Origin of the sequence: Luteimonas dalianensis (genome assembly GCF_049339425.1) — a bacterium.
Lineage (GTDB): Bacteria > Pseudomonadota > Gammaproteobacteria > Xanthomonadales > Xanthomonadaceae > Luteimonas > Luteimonas dalianensis.
The window spans coordinates 382,044-398,580 of sequence record NZ_JBMPPO010000001.1 but is presented as its reverse complement, the minus strand read 5'-3'; the positions used below and the strand labels follow the sequence as shown (position 1 = coordinate 398,580).

Sequence of the window (16,537 nt, the reverse complement as noted above, 5' to 3'; positions counted from 1 at the left end):
CCGGACGGCGCCGGCCCTGTAACATGCACCCGCCTGCATCCTGCGAACGCCGCCCATGGAATCGATCGTCACCCTTGCCATCATCGGCGTCACCGTGTTCGTGTCCTGGCGCGCGTTCAACGACCGGAGCCTGATGGCGCGGCTGATCCTGTGGCCGCCGGCGATCAACCGCCACCGCCAGTACGAGCGCCTGGTCACCCACGGCTTCATCCACGCCGACTGGATGCACCTGCTGTTCAACATGATCACCCTGTTCTTCTTCGGCCGGGTGATGGAGCAGTTCTTCTCCCAGCGCATCGGCTCGCTGGGGTACCTGGCCTTCTACCTGTCGGCGATCCTGGTGGCGATCCTGCCCACCTACATGCGCCACCAGAAGGATGCGAATTACCGCAGCCTCGGGGCCTCGGGCGCGGTGTCGGCGGTGCTGTTCTCCTTCGTGCTGCTGGCGCCGTGGGAGAAGCTGTTCATCTTCCCGATCCCGATCGGCATCCCCGCGTTCGTGTTCGCCGCCTTCTACATCGGCTACAGCATCTGGATGGATCGCCAGGGCGGGGACAACGTCAACCACAGCGCCCACCTGTGGGGTGCTGTCTACGGCATGCTGTTCACGGTGCTGCTGGAGCCGCGGGTGGCCACCACGTTCCTGGAGCGCCTGCTCAATCCCTGAGGACGATCATCACGCCTGCAGGCCGGCTGTGATATTGCAGTGGCAGGCAAACGTGAGCGGCCCGGGGCCGTGGAACCCACAGGAGGAACGATGCAGATCACCCGTGCAAAAGCGACCGCCCTGCTCAACAAGGGCGAGATGCAGCTTTACGACGACAGCAGGCAGAACGCGCTGCGGGGCTTCACCGCGTCCCAGCTCGATACCCGCATTACCCGCGCCCGCAGCGCCCGCGACCGCAGCCGCGACCTGGTGCGCCGGCAGAAGCTGGCCTCGCGCGCGCGCACCGGCAGCAAGCGCGGAGCCAGCGGAACCGCCAACCAGCGCAGCAAGGACAAGGCCGCGATCATGGCCGACATCCTCAAGCGCTTTGAAGCCGGACTGAAGGACGCGAAGAAGCGCGAGAAGGAAGAGGCTGCCGCCGAGCGGAAGAAGGCGGCCGTGGCGAAGAAGACCGCCAAGAAGGCCACAAAGAAGATCGCCAAGAAGGCCGCAAAGAAGACGGTGGCGAAGAAGGCGGCCAAGAAGGTTGCCAAGAAGGCCGTCAGGAAAGCCGCCAGCAAGGCCACGAAGAAGGTCGCAAAGAAGACCGTCGGTAAAACGGCGAAAAAGACTGCGAAGAAGGTCGCCAGGAACGCCGCCAGAAAGGCCGCAAAGAAGACCCCCGCGGCGAAAAAGAAGGTCACCCCGAAGCAGGCGCTGCGCAGCACCCGCAAGGTGCTGGAGGCCAAGCAGGAGCAGGCGCGCCAGCCCAGGCCCTGGCAGGATGCCACCGCCCACGGCGGGCAGGTCGGCTCGGAGGGATTCCAGAGCGCCGCCGCCGCCCACCGGGCCGAGGAGCTGCAGGCCGCGGCCAGCCGCATGCCGGCCATCCACGGCAGCGCCGGTACCCGCGGCCGCATCAACCAGGGCAAGCGGGACGGCAAGGGCGGCGACTGAGCCGCGGCGAAACCGCCGCGTGCGGCGGGTTTCGGGGCCGCCCGGGGCTCGCTGCACTGCAGCACCGCCCATTCACACTTGTGGGACAAAGTAGGGTATTGTGCGCTCACTGTTCAAAGCCGGGATCACGGTACATCGTGGCTCCGATGCGGTAGATCTAGAAGTTGCACGGTTGGCTCCGGCCGGTCGGGACGATCCGCTCCATCGCTTTCGCGTTACCCCTTGCTAGACAGTCGCGGCACCGCATTGCGCGGGCCGTGTCCAAACCAACACTGTGTTTCCAAGGAGTAACAACATGTCTGATCGTCAGACCGGTACCGTCAAGTGGTTCAACGACGCCAAGGGCTTCGGCTTCATCACCCCTGAGAGCGGCCAGGACGTCTTCGTCCACTTCCGTTCGATCCAGGGCACCGGCTTCAAGTCCCTGCAGGAAGGCCAGCAGGTCTCCTTCAAGGTGGTGCAGGGCCAGAAGGGCCTGCAGGCCGACGAAGTCGAGCCGATGTAATTCCGGCGCAACCGGATGTACCAGGAAAACCCGGCTTCGGCCGGGTTTTTCTTTGCCTGCCTTGTCCGATTCGTCACACCTGCCGGCCTATCCTGCCTGCTCGGTACGTACTCGTGGATATGGACAGAGGGGGTGGCGGATGAAGGCTCGGGGCTGGTTGCTGTGCATGGCCGCCGCGTTGGCGATGGCGGGGTGCGGTCAGGATGACGGGGCCGGGCCGCCGGCCACCGGCGCGGCCGAGGTGCCCGTCGGCGCGCAGGCCCCCGCGGAGCCGGTGGCCTCCGATACCGCCGTGGCGCCCACCCTTGAAGACGTGATGGAGCGCGATCCGCGCTTCCTCGTGGGCATCAGCTATCCCGAGGCCGCCCGCGCGTATCCGGGCCTTGCGGTGGAACTGGATGCGTACGCCCGCGCCGCCCGCGCCGACCTGGACGAGGCCGTCGCCAGCCTGGGCGAAGGCCGGCCGCGCGCACCGTACGACCTCGCGCTGGACTTCGCCATGCTGGTGGAAACCCCGCGCGTGGTGGCGGTGGCGGCCGACGGCAGCAGCTATACCGGCGGCGCCCACGGCAATCCGCTGGTGGCGCGCTTCGTGTGGCTGCCGGAGCGGGATCGCATGCTGACGGCGCAGGATCTGATGGCCGGCCCCGATGGCTGGCGCGCGCTTTCCGGCTACGTGCGCGAGCAGCTCAACGCCGAACTGTACGAGCGGATGGATGCCTGGGATCTCGAGCCGGATGAGCGCCAGCAGGTCTTGCGCACGTCGGGCCGGATGATCGAGGAGGGCTCCACCCCGGATCCGGACAACTTCGCCCATTTCGAGCCGCAGATGGACGCCTCGGAGCGGATCAGCGCGCTGCGCTTCGTGTTCCCGCCCTACCAGGTGGGGCCGTACTCGGACGGCACCCATTACGTGGTGGTGCCCGCGGACGTGCTGCTGCCGCACGTGTCCGAACAGTACCGGGGGCTGTTCGCCGGCGGCTGAAGCAATCTGCCGCCGCTGGTATGGTGCCCGGGACTTTCCTGCTTCGCTGATCCAAGGGGTGGGCATGGAGAACGAGGATCGTTTCGGGCGGCGCGTGCGTGCGCTGCTGGACGAGGCCGACGTGCGCATCGGCGGCGACCGCGACTGGGACATGCAGGTTCACGACAGCCGCCTGTACCCGCGCCTGCTGGGGGAGGGCTCGCTCGGCCTGGGCGAATCCTGGATGGACGGGTGGTGGGACGTGGCGTCGCTCGACGGACTGCTGCTGCGGCTGATGCAGGCCCGCCTGGACGCGCGCGTGCACGGGGCCGGCGAGGTCGCCGACGGCCTGGGCGCATGGCTGCTCAACCGCCAGCGCGGCCGGCGCAGCTACGTGGTCGGCGAGCGCCACTACGACCTGGGCAACGACCTGTACGAAGCCATGCTCGGCACGCGCCTGGTCTACAGCTGCGGCTACTGGCGCGATGCGTCCAGCCTGGACGAGGCGCAGGAAGCCAAGCTGGATCTGTGCTGCCGCAAGCTGGGGCTGGAGCCGGGCATGCGGCTTCTGGACATCGGCTGCGGCTGGGGCGAGATGCTGAAGTTCGCGGCCGAGCGCTACGGGGTCTCGGGCGTGGGGCTCACGATATCGCGCGAGCAGGCCAAGTACGCGCGCCAGCTGTGCGACGGGCTGCCGGTGGAGATCCGGCTGCAGGATTACCGCGAGCCCGGCGAACGCTTCGACCGGATCGTGTCGGTCGGCATGTTCGAGCACGTGGGGGTGCGCAACTACCGGACGTTCTTCAGGGTGGCGCGGCGCAGGCTGGAGCGCGACGGACTGATGCTGCTGCACACGATCGGCGGCAACGTGTCGCGCAACCGCACCGACCCGTGGATCGCGAAGTACATCTTTCCCAACTCGATGATCCCCTCGGCCGCGCAGGTCACGCGCGCGCTGGAGCGCAGGTTCGTGATCGAGGACTGGCACAACTTCGGCGCCGATTACGACCGCACCCTGCAGGCTTGGCGCGACAACATCGAAGCGGCGTGGGAAGGGCTTCCAGCGCACTATGACGAGCGCTTCCGGCGCATGTGGCGCTTCTACCTGGCCGGATCCATGGCCAGCTTCCGCGCCCGCCGCAACCACGCCTGGCAGATCGTGCTCTCGCCCGAAGGCGTGCCCGGCGGCTACGTTGCGCCGCGCTGAGCCGAGTCCTCCCGGGTCGCCGGCATTGCCGCGGCCGCCTGGCCGAGGGTGGCACCCACTTCGCCGTCCAGGCGCAGGGTGGCCAGCGCGTCGGCGCGGGTCGCGCCGCGGTTGAGGATGGCCAGCGGCTTGCCGCTTTCGTGGGCCAGCCGGGCGAAGCGGAAGCCGGAATAGACCATCAGCGACGAGCCGGCGACCAGCATCGCGTCGGCCTGTTCCAGCGCCCCCAGCGCCACGGCGAGGCGTTCGCGCGGAACGTTCTCGCCGAAGAACACCACGTCCGGCTTGAGCAGGCCATCGCAGGCCGGGCACCGCGGCGGGCGGTAGGCGATTTCGGCTTCGGCGGCGATGTCGGCGTCGCCGTCCGGCGCGAACGCGGCGGGGCCGGGATCCCAGCCGGGGTTGCCGTCCTCCATCAGCGCCTGCAGCGCATCGCGATCGCTGCGCGCGCCGCAGCCCAGGCAGACCACGGCGTCGAGCCGGCCGTGCAGGTCGATGACCTCCGGGCTCCCGGCACGCTGGTGCAGCCGGTCGACGTTCTGGGTGACCAGCGTGTGCACCGGCCCGGCATGCCCAAGTTCGGCGAGCGCATGGTGGGCGGCGTTGGGCCGGGCGCTCTTGAACTTCGGCCAGCCGACGTGGCCGCGCGCCCAGTAGCGCCGGTACACCGCCGGATCACCGGTGAGCGCCTGGAAGGTGACCGGTGCGGGCCGCTTCCACTGGCCGGCCGCGTCGCGGTAGTCGGGAATCCCGGAACCCGTGCTGCAGCCGGCCCCGGTCAGCACGAACACGCGCTCGTACCGTGCCAGCCATTCGGCCAGCAGGGCGGCGTCGGCCCGGCTCTGTTCCCTCGTCGGTGTGGGCATGGACATGATGCAATGCTAGTCGTTGTGCGCGGTGGCAGGGCTCACCACATAAAGCCAACGCACAGGGTCACCACAAAAAAAACCGCCCGGATTCCTCCGGGCGGTTTTCGCTTCACGGCGTGATCGCGGGGATCAGTTCGACGGGTCGACCAGTCCGCGCTTTTCCAGCAGCGGCTGGATGTCCGGCTCGCCGCCGGAGAAGTCGCGGAACAGATCCAGCGCTTCCTTCGTGCCGCCGCGCGAGAGCAGGGTGGCGCGGAAGCGGTCGCCGTTCTCGCGGGTCAGGCCGCCGTTGTCCTCGATCCACTTGACCGTGTTGGCGTCCAGCACCTCCGACCAGATGTAGGCGTAGTAGCCGGCCGAGTAGCCGCCCATGATGTGGCTGAAGTAGGGCAGCTTGTAGCGCGGCGGCACCGGGGCGAAGTCGATGCCGGCGGCGGCAAGCGCGGCGGCCTCGAACTCCTGCACCTGGTCGGCCGAGGGGATGTCGCCGGTCGCGGCCTGGTGCAGCGCCTGGTCGATGATCGCGGCGCCCAGGTACTCGGTTGTGGCGAAACCCTGGTTGAACTTGGCCGTGGCGACGACCTTGTCCAGCAGTTCCTGCGGCATCGCCTCGCCGGTCTCGTGGTGCTTGGCGTAGTTGGCCAGGATCGACGGCCAGTCGGCCCACATCTCGTTGACCTGCGAGGGGAACTCGACGAAGTCGCGCGGTACGCTGGTGCCCGAGAAGTACGGGTACTCCACGTCCGAGAACATGCCGTGCAGCGCATGGCCGAACTCGTGGAACATGGTGGTGACCTCGTCCCAGGTCAGCAGGGTCGGCTCACCCGCCGGCGGCTTGGTGATGTTCTGGTGGTTGGCCACCACCGGCTTGGTGTCCTCCAGGTGCGACTGCGAGACGTACGAGTTCATCCATGCGCCGCCGCGCTTGGAGTCACGCGCGTACGGGTCGAAGATGAAGATCGCCAGCTGCGAGCCGTCGTGGTCGAACACGTCGTACACCCAGGTGTCGGCGTGGTACTTGGGCAGGTCGGTGCGCTCCTGGAAGGTGATGCCGTACAGCTCGGTGGCGGCGTGGAGCACGCCGTTTTCCAGCACGTTCATCATCTCGAAGTAGGGCTTGAGCTGGGACTCGTCGAAGTCGTACTCGGCCTGGCGCACCTTCTCGGTGTAGAACGACCAGTCCCAGGGCTCGAGCTGGAAGCCGGCTTCGCCCTTGGCGGCCTGCTCCTGGTCGATCATCGCCTGCAGCTTCTCCGCCTCGCGCCTGGCGTTGGCGACCGCGGCGGGGGCCAGCTGGCCGAGCATGTCGTTGACCGCCTCGGGGGTGCCGGCGGTGGACTGCTCGAGGCTGTAGGTGGCGTGGTTCGGGTAGCCGAGCATGCGGGCACGCTCGTCGCGCAGGGTCACCACCTGCGACAGGATTTCCCGGTTGTCCCACTCGTTGCCGCGCGCGCCGCGGATCACCGAGGCCTCGTGGACGCGCTGGCGCACGTCGCGGTTGGTCAGCGAGGAGTTCGGCGGCTGGCCGGTGGTGTTGAGCAGGGTGATGGCGTACTTGCCTTCGTGGCCGCGCGAGGCGGCGGCGTCGGCCGCGGCACTGATCTGCGCCGGGGTCAACCCATCCAGCTCCTCGGCGGTGTCGACGATGACCGCCGAATCATTGACCTCGGCCAGCACGTTCTGGCTGAACTGCGTGCCCAGGTTGGCCAGCTCGGCGTTGATTTCCTTCATCCGTGCTTTCTGGTCGTCCGACAGGGCGGCGCCGGAGCGGACGAAATCGGTGTAGTAGCGCTCGACCAGGCGCACGCCTTCGGCGTCCAGGCCCAGCGAGTCGCGCTGGTTGTAGAGCGCTTCGATGCGGGAGAACAGGGCCGGGTTGAGCGAGATCGCGTCGCGGTGGGCGGCGAACTTCGCCGAGTAGTCGGCCTGCAGCTGGCGGCGGGCGTCGTTGGTATCGGTGCCGACCAGGTTGAAGAACACGCGGGTGGCGCGGCCCAGGGTCTCGCCCGAGGTTTCAAGCGCCAGGATGGTGTTCTCGAAGGTCGGGTCTTCGGCGTTGTTGGCGATCGCGTCGATCTCGGCCAGCTGTTCGGCCATGCCGGCGTCGAACGCCGGGGCGAAGTGCTCGTCCTGGATCCGATCGAAGTGCGGGTACTGCAGGGGCAGCTCGCTCTTCACCGCGAACGGATTGTCCTGGTTGAATTCGGCCACCTGCTGCTCGTTCTGCCCGCTGGCGTCGCTGGTGGTGGCACTGTCGGCACTGCAGGCGCTGACGCCGAGTCCGAGGGCGGCGGCAAGCGCCAGGGTAAGGCCGGTCTTCTTCATGTGGTGCACATCCTGCGAAATGGACAACCCTTCCATTTTAGCGCAGCGGCGGCGGCTTCGTCCCGTGACCTATGGCACGGGCCCGTTGCCGCGGGGCGCGTACCCGGCGCGCCCCGGATTGGCGGAACGCCGGTTCAGCGCACGATGGTGACCGGGATTTCGCTCTGGGCGATGACTTTGCTCGACACCGAGCCCAGCAGCATGCCCTTGACCCCGCCGCGGCCGTGCGAGCCGAGCACGATCAGGTCCACGCGCTCCTTCTTGGCCACCGACAGGATGGTCGGCGCGATCTCGCCGACTTCGCCGCGCTCGTCGAGTTCGAGTTTGGCCCGCGAGAGCGAGCGCCGGGCGTCCTTGAGGCAGCGCTGCAGCGACTCTTCGTGCAGCTGGCGGGTGGCCGCGGCGCCGATGCGTGTTTCCACGCCCGGGAACGGCGGCGGATCGACCGCCAGCAGCGTCACCTTTGCGGGCTTGGCCAGCTCGCGGTTGAGGCTGATGACGAACTTCACGGCGCGCAGGCTGATCTCGCTGCCGTCCACGGCGACCAGGATCTTCATGTTGGGGAACCCCGCTTGTCTTGATGCGCGCAGTATAGCGGCGGCCCCGCGGGCCGCGCGCGCTACTTCTCCACGAAGGCGCGTTCGAACACGTACTCGCCGGGCACCCCGATGCGCGGCGCGGCGGTGAAGCCGCGTGCGTCCAGCAGGCTGCGGAAGTCGGCCAGCACCTGTGGGCTGCCGCAGATCATGGCGCGGTCGTGCTGCGGATCCAGCGGCTCCAGGCCCAGGGTTTCCATCATCTGCCCGCTGTCCATGAGCGTGGTCAGGCGGCCGCGGTGGTCGCGGCCGTTGAACTCGAACGGCTCGCGGGTCACCGAGGGGAAGTAATGCAGCTTGTCGGCGATCACCTCGCCCAGCAGCTCGTGGCGCGGCAGCTCGTTGACGATGTAGTCGCGGTAGGCCAGGTCGGCGGCGTGGCGCACGCCGTGGCACAGCACCACCCGCTCGAACCGCTCCCAGGTCTCCGGATCCTTGACCACCGCCAGGTACGGCGCCAGGCCGGTGCCGGTGCCGATCAGGTACAGGTTGCGGCCCGGGTGCAGGTCGTGGATGAGCAGGGTGCCGGTGGGCTTGCGCCCGATCAGCACCTGGTCGCCGGGCTTGATGTCCTTGAGCCTGGAGGTCAGCGGGCCGTTGGGCACCTTGATGCTGAAGAACTCCAGCTGCTCCTCCCAGTTGGCGCTGGCGATCGAATACGCGCGCATCAGCGGCTTCGTGCCGCTGCCGTCGGCGCGGGGCAGATCCAGCCCGAGCATGACGAACTGGCCGTTCTCGAAACGGAAGCCGTCGTCGCGGGTGGTGGTGAAGCTGAAATAGTCGTCCGTCCAGTGGCGGACATCCAGCACGGTCTCAGTGCCGTAGGGGGAGCTCATGCGGTACCGGCTTGTCTGACGCGGGGCCGACCATTCTATCCGTTCAGCGCGGGGCGTTCTCCTCCCGGGGCCTGGGTTTGCGGTCGCTGGCCAGGGCCCGGAACACGATTGCCAGCCCGATCCCGGCCGCCACCGTGAACAGCGCCAGGGCGATGGCCGGGTAGCCGAATAGCCGCGGCCCGCCCTCCACGCCCATCATCAGTGCCGCGCCCACGATCAGCGCCGCGGTTACCAGCCCGGCGGTGATGCGGTTGGCGATCTTGTGCAGGCTTTCCAGCAGGTGCGACTCCTCCAGCCCGGCCACCCGCACCTGCATGCGGTTGTCGGCCAGCAGCGACAGCACGTCGCCGACCTTGCGCGGCGCCTCGCGCACCAGAGCCTGCAGCTCCATCGCCTCGCTGGCCAGGTTGGCCAGCGAGAACGACTGCCGCAGGCGCGCGCTCATCACGTTCTGCAGGTGGCTTTCCACCACCTGCTTCACGTCCAGCTCCGGATCCAGCGCCCGCGCCACCTGCTCCAGGTTCAGCAGTGCCTTGCCCAGCAGGCTCAGCTCGGCCTGGGTGCGCAGCCCGCAGGCGGTGGACAGGCGCACCACGTCCAGCACCAGCCGGCCCTCCGACATCGACAGCGCGTCCGAGTGCGCGGCGTAGCGGGCCACCAGCTGGGAGATCTCGCGCACGTAGCGGGGCTCGTCGAAGTCCTCCAGCCGGGTGCCCATGGCGATCGCCTCGGCCGCCGCCTCCTCGCCGCGCCCGTCAACGGCCGCGAACAGCAGCTTGAGCAGGCGGTCGCGCTGGCGCGGCGGCACGTGCGCCACCATGCCCAGGTCGAACAGCGCCAGGCGGCCGTCGTCGGTCACCAGCAGGTTGCCCGGGTGCGGGTCGGCGTGGATCTCGCCGTGCACGAACACCTGATCCAGGTAGGCGCGCACCAGCGCCGATGCCAGCCCGCCCAGATCCTCCTCGGTTCGGCGCAGCCCGGAGATGTCGGTGGCCTTGGTGCCGTGCAGCAGCTCCATGGTCAGCAGCCGCGGCCGGGTCAGATCCCAGACCGGCCTGGGCACGAACACCTCCGGGTATTCGGCGAAGTGGGTGCCGAACCGATCCAGGTTCTGCGCCTCCATCCGGTAGTCCAGTTCGGCCAGCAGCGCGCGCCGGAACTCGCCCACCCAGTCGGCGAACTGCAGCCGGCGCCCCAGGTCGGTCATGCGATCGGCGCGCTCGGCCAGCCCGGCCAGCAGCGCCAGATCTTCGCGGATCAGCGCCTCGATGCCCGGCCGCTGCACCTTCAGCGCCACCTCGCGGCCATCGCGCAGCACCGCCCGATGCACCTGGGCCAGCGAGGCGCAGCCCAGCGGCTGCTCGTCGATGGAAACGAACACCCGCTCCGGCTCGACCCCCAGCTCCTCTTCAATCACCGCGTGCACGGCGTCCCAGTCCTCGGGGGCCACGTCGTCCTGCATGCGCTCCAGCGCCTCCAGGTACTCGGCGGGCACCATGTCCGGCCGCGTCGACAGCCACTGGCCGATCTTGACGAAGGTGGGGCCCAGCGCCTCCAGGTCTTCGACGAAGCGTTCCGGCCGGTCGTCGCCGGACTCCTTCGGCAGATCCACGTCCAGCGCCGACTCGTCCAGTTCAAACGAGAACACCCCCGCATTGCGGTACTTGAGCAGGAAACCGAGGATCTGCGCCTTGCGGGCCAGCCCCCCGGCGGGCTTCTTCGATTCCGGGCTTGCGCTGCTGGACATGCCGTTGACTCCCCTTCGACGACCATGGATGGACGAAGACGAGCATGCCGGGGCCGATGTGTCGACGCTGTGGAGCACCGGCCACTCCACCCCCACCGCGAACGTGAGGGCCCGGTGGGGCGTGCCCCAAAGCGGGACTGTTGGCGACATGGATGTCGCCAACAAGCCTACATGGACGTATTCACGGCGTGTCCCGCTTTGGGGCACGCCCCGCCGGGCCGCCCGCGCTACCGGTAGCCGGCGGCCTGGAGCTCGAACAGCTCCGCATACCGCCCGCCCGCCGCCATCAGCTCCTCGTGCGTCCCCGAGGCCTCAAGCTGCCCCTGTTCCATCACCAATATCCGGTCCGCCATCCGCACGCTCGAGAACCGGTGCGAGATCAGCACCGCCGTGCGCTGCTCCGACAGCTCCTTGAAGCGCTGGAACACCTCGAACTCGCTGCGCGCGTCCAGCGCCGCGGTCGGCTCGTCCAGGATCATCACCTGCGCATCGCGCATGTAGGCCCGGGCGATCGCGATCTTCTGCCACTGTCCGCCGGACAGGTCCACGCCGGTGCGGAAGCGCCGGCCGATCAGCTGGTCGTAGCCGCCTGGCAGTTCGTCGATCACTTCGTCGGCCATCGCCCGCCGCGCCGCCTCGCGGATCCGCGCCTGGTCGTCCATCGCGTCGATCTGGCCCACCCCGATGTTCTCGCCCGCGGTGAGGTGGTAGCGCACGAAGTCCTGGAAGATCACCCCCACGTTGGCGCGCACCTCGTCCAGGTCGTAGTCGCGCAGGTCGCGGCCGTCGAGCAGGATCCGGCCCTCGTCGGGGTCGTACAGCCGCGCCAGCAGCTTGACCAGGGTGGTCTTGCCGGCGCCGTTCTCGCCCACCAGCGCCAGCACCTCGCCCGCGCGCAGTTCGAAATCCAGGTTCCGCAGCGCCCAGCGCTCCGCGTCCGGATAGCGGAAGCCCACGTTCTCGAATACGAAGCCCTCGCGCACCGGCTTCGGGAATGGAATCGGGTTCTTGGGCGAGCGGATCTCCGGCTCGATCGCGAAGAACGAGAACAGGTCGTCCAGGTACAGCGCCTGGCTGGCCACCTGCGAAAAGCCCACCAGCAGCCCCTCCAGCAACTGGCGCAGGCGCCGGAAGCTGCCGGCCAGGAAGGTCAGGTCGCCGATGGTGAAGTCGCCGCGCACCGTGCGCCAGGCGATGTAGGCGTAGGCGATGTAGTAGCCCAGCGTGCCCAGCGCCGCCAGCAGCGTGCCCCAGAACGCGCGGCGGCGGGCGAGGGCGCGGTTGGCCCGGTAGAAGCCTTCGGCCAGGGTCCGGTAGCGCTCCACCAGGAACCGGTGGAGGTTGAAGATTTTGACCTCCTTGGCGCTCTCCACGCTGGCCCCGGTCTGGCGCACGTACTCCAGCTGGCGGCGCTCGGGGGTCCACTGGAAGTTGAGCGAATAGCCCAGCGCGTTGAAGTGCGACTCGCCGATGAAGGCCGGGATCAGCGCCACCGCCAGCAGCAGGATCAGCCACGGCGCGTACACCAGCAGGCCGATGGCGAAGCTGACCACGGTGATCGCGTCCTGCAGCTGGCCGAACAGCTGGGTCATCAGGTTGCTGCGGCCCATGGTCTGGCGGCGGGCGCGGTCCAGCTTGTCCTGCAGCTCCGGGTCCTCGAAGTCCTCCAGGTCCAGCGTGGCCGCGTGCTCCATCAGGCGGATGCTGGTGGCGTTGGTGAACAGTTCCGACAGCAGCGACTCGGCGTAGCTGACCAGCCGTCCGATCAGGTCGGACAGGATCGCCAGCGCGAACTCCGCCACCAGCAGCCACATCAGCGGCTGCAGCAGCCCGCCGCGCCAGGCGCCGCCCAGCGAATCGAACGTCACGCCCAGCCCGACCAGCCGAACCACCTCGTCGATGATCAGCTTGCCGATGTAGAGCATCACCACCGGCAGGAACGCGCGCACCAGGCGCAGGCCCAGGCTGGTGATGCTCAGCGCCGGGCTGGCGGCCCAGATCTGGCGCAGGAACGGCGGCACGTTGCGCATCGCGTTGAAGCGATCGCGCAGGCTGGGATTGGGACGCGGGCCGGAGGCGGTGGCGGGAGGCGCTGCAGGCATCGGCCGATTGTGCACCAAACCCGTGGAAGCGCCGGGAGGAGCGGGCCCCGCGGGCACTGATCTGTAAGGGCACCGGGCCGGCCGGTATACTGGCCGATGCCGCGCGCTTTGCTGCGTGGAGAAATTACCGCTGGATCAGCTGGTTATGGGCTGATCCTCACCTTGTTTCTATCCGAATGCGCGGCATCCGGCACCGCCGGCCGCCGCCCGAGGCATACCGACCGCCGCATGCGCCTGTCCACCATCAAGCTGTCCGGCTTCAAGTCCTTCGTCGACCCGACCACGCTGCACCTGCCGACCAACATGACCGGCGTGGTCGGCCCCAACGGCTGCGGCAAGTCGAACATCATCGACGCCGTGCGCTGGGTGATGGGCGAGAGCACCGCCAGCCGCCTGCGCGGCGACTCGCTCACCGACGTGATCTTCTCCGGCTCCTCGGCGCGCAAGCCGGTCTCGCAGGCGATGGTGGAGCTGATCTTCGACAACTCCGACCACGCGATCACCGGCGAATACGCCTCGTTCAACGAGATCTCGGTCAAGCGCACCGTCAGCCGCGACGGCCAGAGCAACTACTACCTCAACGGCACCCGCTGCCGCCGCCGCGACATCACCGACCTGTTCCTGGGCACCGGCCTGGGCCCGCGCAGCTACTCGATCATCGAGCAGGGCATGATCAGCCAGATCATCGACGCCCGGCCCGAAGACCTGCGCGTGTACCTGGAGGAGGCCGCCGGCATCTCCAAGTACAAGGAGCGGCGCAAGGAGACCGAGACCCGCATCCGCCACACCCGCGAGAACCTGGATCGCCTCAACGACCTGCGCGAGGAGGTGGGCAAGCAGCTGCAGCACCTGGCCCGGCAGGCGAAGCAGGCCGAGCAGTACACCGCCATCCAGGCCGAGCGGAAAACCCGCGACGCGGAGTGGAAGGCCCTCGAGTACCGCGAGCTGGACAGGAAGCTGGGCCGGATGCGCGAGGACCTGGCGCGCGAGGAGACCCGGCTGGAGCAGCTGGTGGCCGAACAGCGCGATGCCGAGCGCCGGATCGAGACCGGCCGGGTGCGTCGCCACGAGGCCGGCGAGGCGCTGGGCAAGGCCCAGGCCGAGGTGTACGAGGTCGGCGGCACGCTGGCCCGGCTGGAGCAGCAGATCGCCCACCAGAAGGAGCTGGGCGAGCGCCTGGTGCGCGCCCGCGAGGAGGCCGAGGGCGCGCTGGCCGAGATCGGCGAGCACATCAGCGGCGACCGGGAGCGCCTGGAGACCCTGCAGGAAGCGATCGTGGAGTCCGAGCCGCAGCTGGAAGAGCTGCGCCTGCAGGACGAGCAGCGCCAGGAGACCCTGGCCGAGGCCGAGGCGCGGCTGGCCGACTGGCAGCAGCGCTGGGACGCGCACGGGCGCGAGGCGTCCGAGGCCGCTCGCGCCGCGGACGTGGAGCGCACGCGCGTCGACTACCTGGACAAGCAGTCGCTGGACGCCGACCGGCGCCGCGAGCAGCTGGCCAGCGAGCGCCTGGGCCTGGACCTGGACGCGCTGGCCGAGCGCTTCAGCGCGGCGGCCGAGCAGCACGAGGAGCAGAAGGCCGCGCTGGAAACGCTCAACGAAGACCTTGAGGCGCGCAAGCAGTCGGCACTGGCCTTGCAGGAGGAGCAGCGCGACGCCCAGAACGAGGTTTCCGAGCTGCGCAAGCGGCTGCAGGAGCAGCGCGGCCGGCTGTCGTCGCTGGAAACCCTGCAGCACGCCGCCCTGGGCCAGGAGCAGGGGGCTGCGGTGGAATGGCTGCAGCGCCAGGGCCTGGACTCGGCCGCCCGCGTGGGCGAGCGCCTGCAGGTGGAAAGCGGCTGGGAGAACGCGGTCGAGGGCGCGCTTGGCCAGCTGATCGAAGGCGTGCTGGTGGACCAGCCGGAGGCGCTGGTCGCCGCCCTGGGTGACCTGGGTGAAGGCCGGCTGGCGCTGGTGTCGGCGGAGGAGGGCGAGGGCGACTTCGCCCCCACTTCACTGGCGGCCAGGGTGCGCGGGCCGCTGGCGATCCGGCGCCTGCTCGGCCGCCTGCACGTGGCCGAAACCCTGGAAGAGGCGCGCGCGCTGCAGGCCGGGCTGGGCGAGGGCGACTCCGTGATCACCCGCGCAGGCGAGCGCCTGGGCGCCGGCTGGGTACGGGTGCTGCGCTCGGGCGCGGCCAAGCAGGGCGCCCTGCTGCGCGAGCGCGAGATCCAGTCCCTGCGCGCCAGTATCGCCCAGCTGCAGGAGCGCGAGGCGCAGCTGGAGGAAGAAGCCGGCGCCCGCCGCGGCCAGCTGCTGGCCGCCGAGCAGCAGCGCGAGGAAGCGCAGCGGGCGCTGTACCTGGCCCACCGCAGCGTGTCCGAGCTGGCCGGCCAGCTGCAGAGCCAGCAGGGCCGGCTGGACTCGGCCCGCGACCGCCTGGCCCGGATCGATGCCGAACTGGCCCAGCTGGTGGAGACCATCGACGGCAGCGGCGCGCAGGCGCGCGAATCGCGTTCGCAGCTGGAAGACCTGGTCGCCCGCATGGCCGAACTGGAGTCCGGCCGCCAGGCGCTGGAAGCCGAGCGCCGCGGCCTGGTCGAAGCCCGTGACGCTGCCCGCGACGCCGCCCGCGGCTCGCGCGAGGCCGCGCACGCGCTGGCCCTGTCGCTGGAATCCCGGCGCGCCCAGGTCGTGGCCCTGACCCAGGCGCTGGAGCGCATGGGCGGCCAGCGCGGCCAGCTCGATTCGCGCCTGGAGCAGATCAGCGCCCAGCTCGCCCAGGGCGACGACCCGGTCAAGGGCCTGGAATCCGAGCGCCAGGCCGCGCTGGAACAGCGGGTGGTGGTGGACAGCGCGCTCAACCAGGCCCGCACCACGCTGGAGGGCATCGACAACGAACTGCGCGAGTTCGAACAGGTGCGCCAGCAGCGCGACGAACAGTCGCTGGCCCGGCGCGAGGCGATCTCCCAGCGGCGGGTGGATCAGCAGTCGCTGGTGGTGCGCGCCGAACAGCTGGCCCACGAAGTGGCCGCCGGCGGGCACGAGCTGGACGTGGTGCTCTCCAACCTGGATGACGACGCGAAGCCGGCCGACTGGGAAAAGATGGTCACCGACTTCGACGCAAAGCTGCGCCGGCTGGAGCCGGTCAACCTGGCGGCGATCTCCGAACATGCCGAGGCCGCCCAGCGCAAGGAATACCTGGACGCCCAGGACGCCGACCTCAACTCCGCGCTGGAGACGCTGGAAGACGCCATCCGCAAGATCGACCGCGAGACCCGCGGCCGCTTCAAGGACACCTTCGACCGGATCAACGCCGGCGTGCAGGAGATCTACCCGCGCCTGTTCGGCGGCGGCCACGCCTACCTGGAACTGACCGGCGACGACCTGCTCGACACCGGCGTGGCGATCATGGCCCGGCCGCCAGGCAAGCGCGTGTCCAACATCTCGCTGCTCTCCGGCGGCGAGAAGGCGATGACCGCGGTGGCCCTGGTGTTCGCCATCTTCCAGCTCAACCCAGCCCCGTTCTGCCTGCTCGACGAGGTCGACGCGCCGCTGGACGAAGCCAACGTGGGCCGCTTCACCGCCATGGTCAGCGAGATGAGCGAGAAGGTGCAGTTCCTGTTCGTCACCCACAACAAGGCGACGATGGAGGCCGCGCAGCAGCTTTCCGGCGTTACCATGCGCGAGCCGGGCGTCAGCCGCCTGGTGTCGGTCGACCTGGCCGAGGCCGCGCGCCTGGCCGGCGCCGCCTGATCCACCGCCCGCCGCCCCGCGTTACCCTGTCACTCCCCCGTCCCCGAACCC

At 69.3% G+C, this 16,537-nt stretch carries 12 protein-coding genes; 6 read left to right on the top strand and 6 right to left on the bottom strand.

The window, feature by feature from the left end; all coding sequences use genetic code 11:
- Positions 1–64 precede the first annotated feature (64 nt).
- The 5 genes from ACOZ90_RS01840 to cfa all read left to right on the top strand — a co-directional run bounded on the left by ACOZ90_RS01840 (position 65) and on the right by cfa (position 4,279).
- A complete protein-coding gene (locus ACOZ90_RS01840; RefSeq protein ID WP_422892001.1) occupies positions 65–667 on the top strand; it encodes a rhomboid family intramembrane serine protease in 603 nt (200 codons plus the stop codon).
- A gap of 90 nt (positions 668–757) precedes the next feature.
- Entirely contained in the window at positions 758–1,603 is an 846-nt protein-coding gene (locus ACOZ90_RS01835; protein WP_422891913.1) for a hypothetical protein, read from the top strand.
- A gap of 295 nt (positions 1,604–1,898) precedes the next feature.
- Complete coding sequence (locus tag ACOZ90_RS01830; RefSeq protein ID WP_422891912.1) at positions 1,899–2,108, top strand: cold-shock protein; 210 nt, start codon at positions 1,899–1,901, stop codon at positions 2,106–2,108.
- A gap of 166 nt (positions 2,109–2,274) precedes the next feature.
- Positions 2,275–3,093, top strand: coding sequence for a DUF3298 and DUF4163 domain-containing protein (locus tag ACOZ90_RS01825; RefSeq protein ID WP_422891911.1), 819 nt, complete (start codon positions 2,275–2,277; stop codon positions 3,091–3,093).
- A 64-nt stretch (positions 3,094–3,157) separates the two neighbouring features.
- Positions 3,158–4,279, top strand: a complete 1,122-nt coding sequence (gene cfa / locus ACOZ90_RS01820; protein WP_422891910.1) for a cyclopropane fatty acyl phospholipid synthase — start codon at positions 3,158–3,160, stop codon at positions 4,277–4,279.
- Here cfa and ACOZ90_RS01815 read toward each other — a convergent pair.
- The 6 genes from ACOZ90_RS01815 to ACOZ90_RS01790 all read right to left on the bottom strand — a co-directional run bounded on the left by ACOZ90_RS01815 (position 4,261) and on the right by ACOZ90_RS01790 (position 12,754).
- On the bottom strand, positions 4,261–5,151 hold the full coding sequence (locus ACOZ90_RS01815) for an NAD-dependent protein deacetylase (RefSeq protein ID WP_422891909.1): 891 nt from the start codon (positions 5,149–5,151) through the stop codon (positions 4,261–4,263). The two genes, cfa and ACOZ90_RS01815, sit on opposite strands and share 19 nt — an antisense overlap.
- A gap of 126 nt (positions 5,152–5,277) precedes the next feature.
- Positions 5,278–7,473, bottom strand: a complete 2,196-nt coding sequence (locus ACOZ90_RS01810; protein ID WP_422891908.1) for a M3 family metallopeptidase — start codon at positions 7,471–7,473, stop codon at positions 5,278–5,280.
- A 134-nt stretch (positions 7,474–7,607) separates the two neighbouring features.
- Positions 7,608–8,030, bottom strand: coding sequence for a universal stress protein (locus ACOZ90_RS01805; RefSeq protein WP_422891907.1), 423 nt, complete (start codon positions 8,028–8,030; stop codon positions 7,608–7,610).
- Positions 8,031–8,092: 62 nt separating this feature from the next.
- Complete coding sequence (locus ACOZ90_RS01800; protein WP_422891906.1) at positions 8,093–8,905, bottom strand: ferredoxin--NADP reductase; 813 nt, start codon at positions 8,903–8,905, stop codon at positions 8,093–8,095.
- 43 nt (positions 8,906–8,948) lie between these two features.
- A complete protein-coding gene (locus ACOZ90_RS01795) occupies positions 8,949–10,652 on the bottom strand; it encodes an ABC1 kinase family protein (RefSeq protein ID WP_422891905.1) in 1,704 nt (567 codons plus the stop codon).
- Between the two features lie 227 nt (positions 10,653–10,879).
- Positions 10,880–12,754, bottom strand: coding sequence for an ABC transporter ATP-binding protein (locus ACOZ90_RS01790; protein WP_422891904.1), 1,875 nt, complete (start codon positions 12,752–12,754; stop codon positions 10,880–10,882).
- A 228-nt stretch (positions 12,755–12,982) separates the two neighbouring features.
- Between ACOZ90_RS01790 and smc the strand changes: the two genes are divergently transcribed.
- On the top strand, positions 12,983–16,486 hold the full coding sequence (gene smc, locus ACOZ90_RS01785) for a chromosome segregation protein SMC (protein WP_422891903.1): 3,504 nt from the start codon (positions 12,983–12,985) through the stop codon (positions 16,484–16,486).
- Positions 16,487–16,537: the final 51 nt, after the last annotated feature.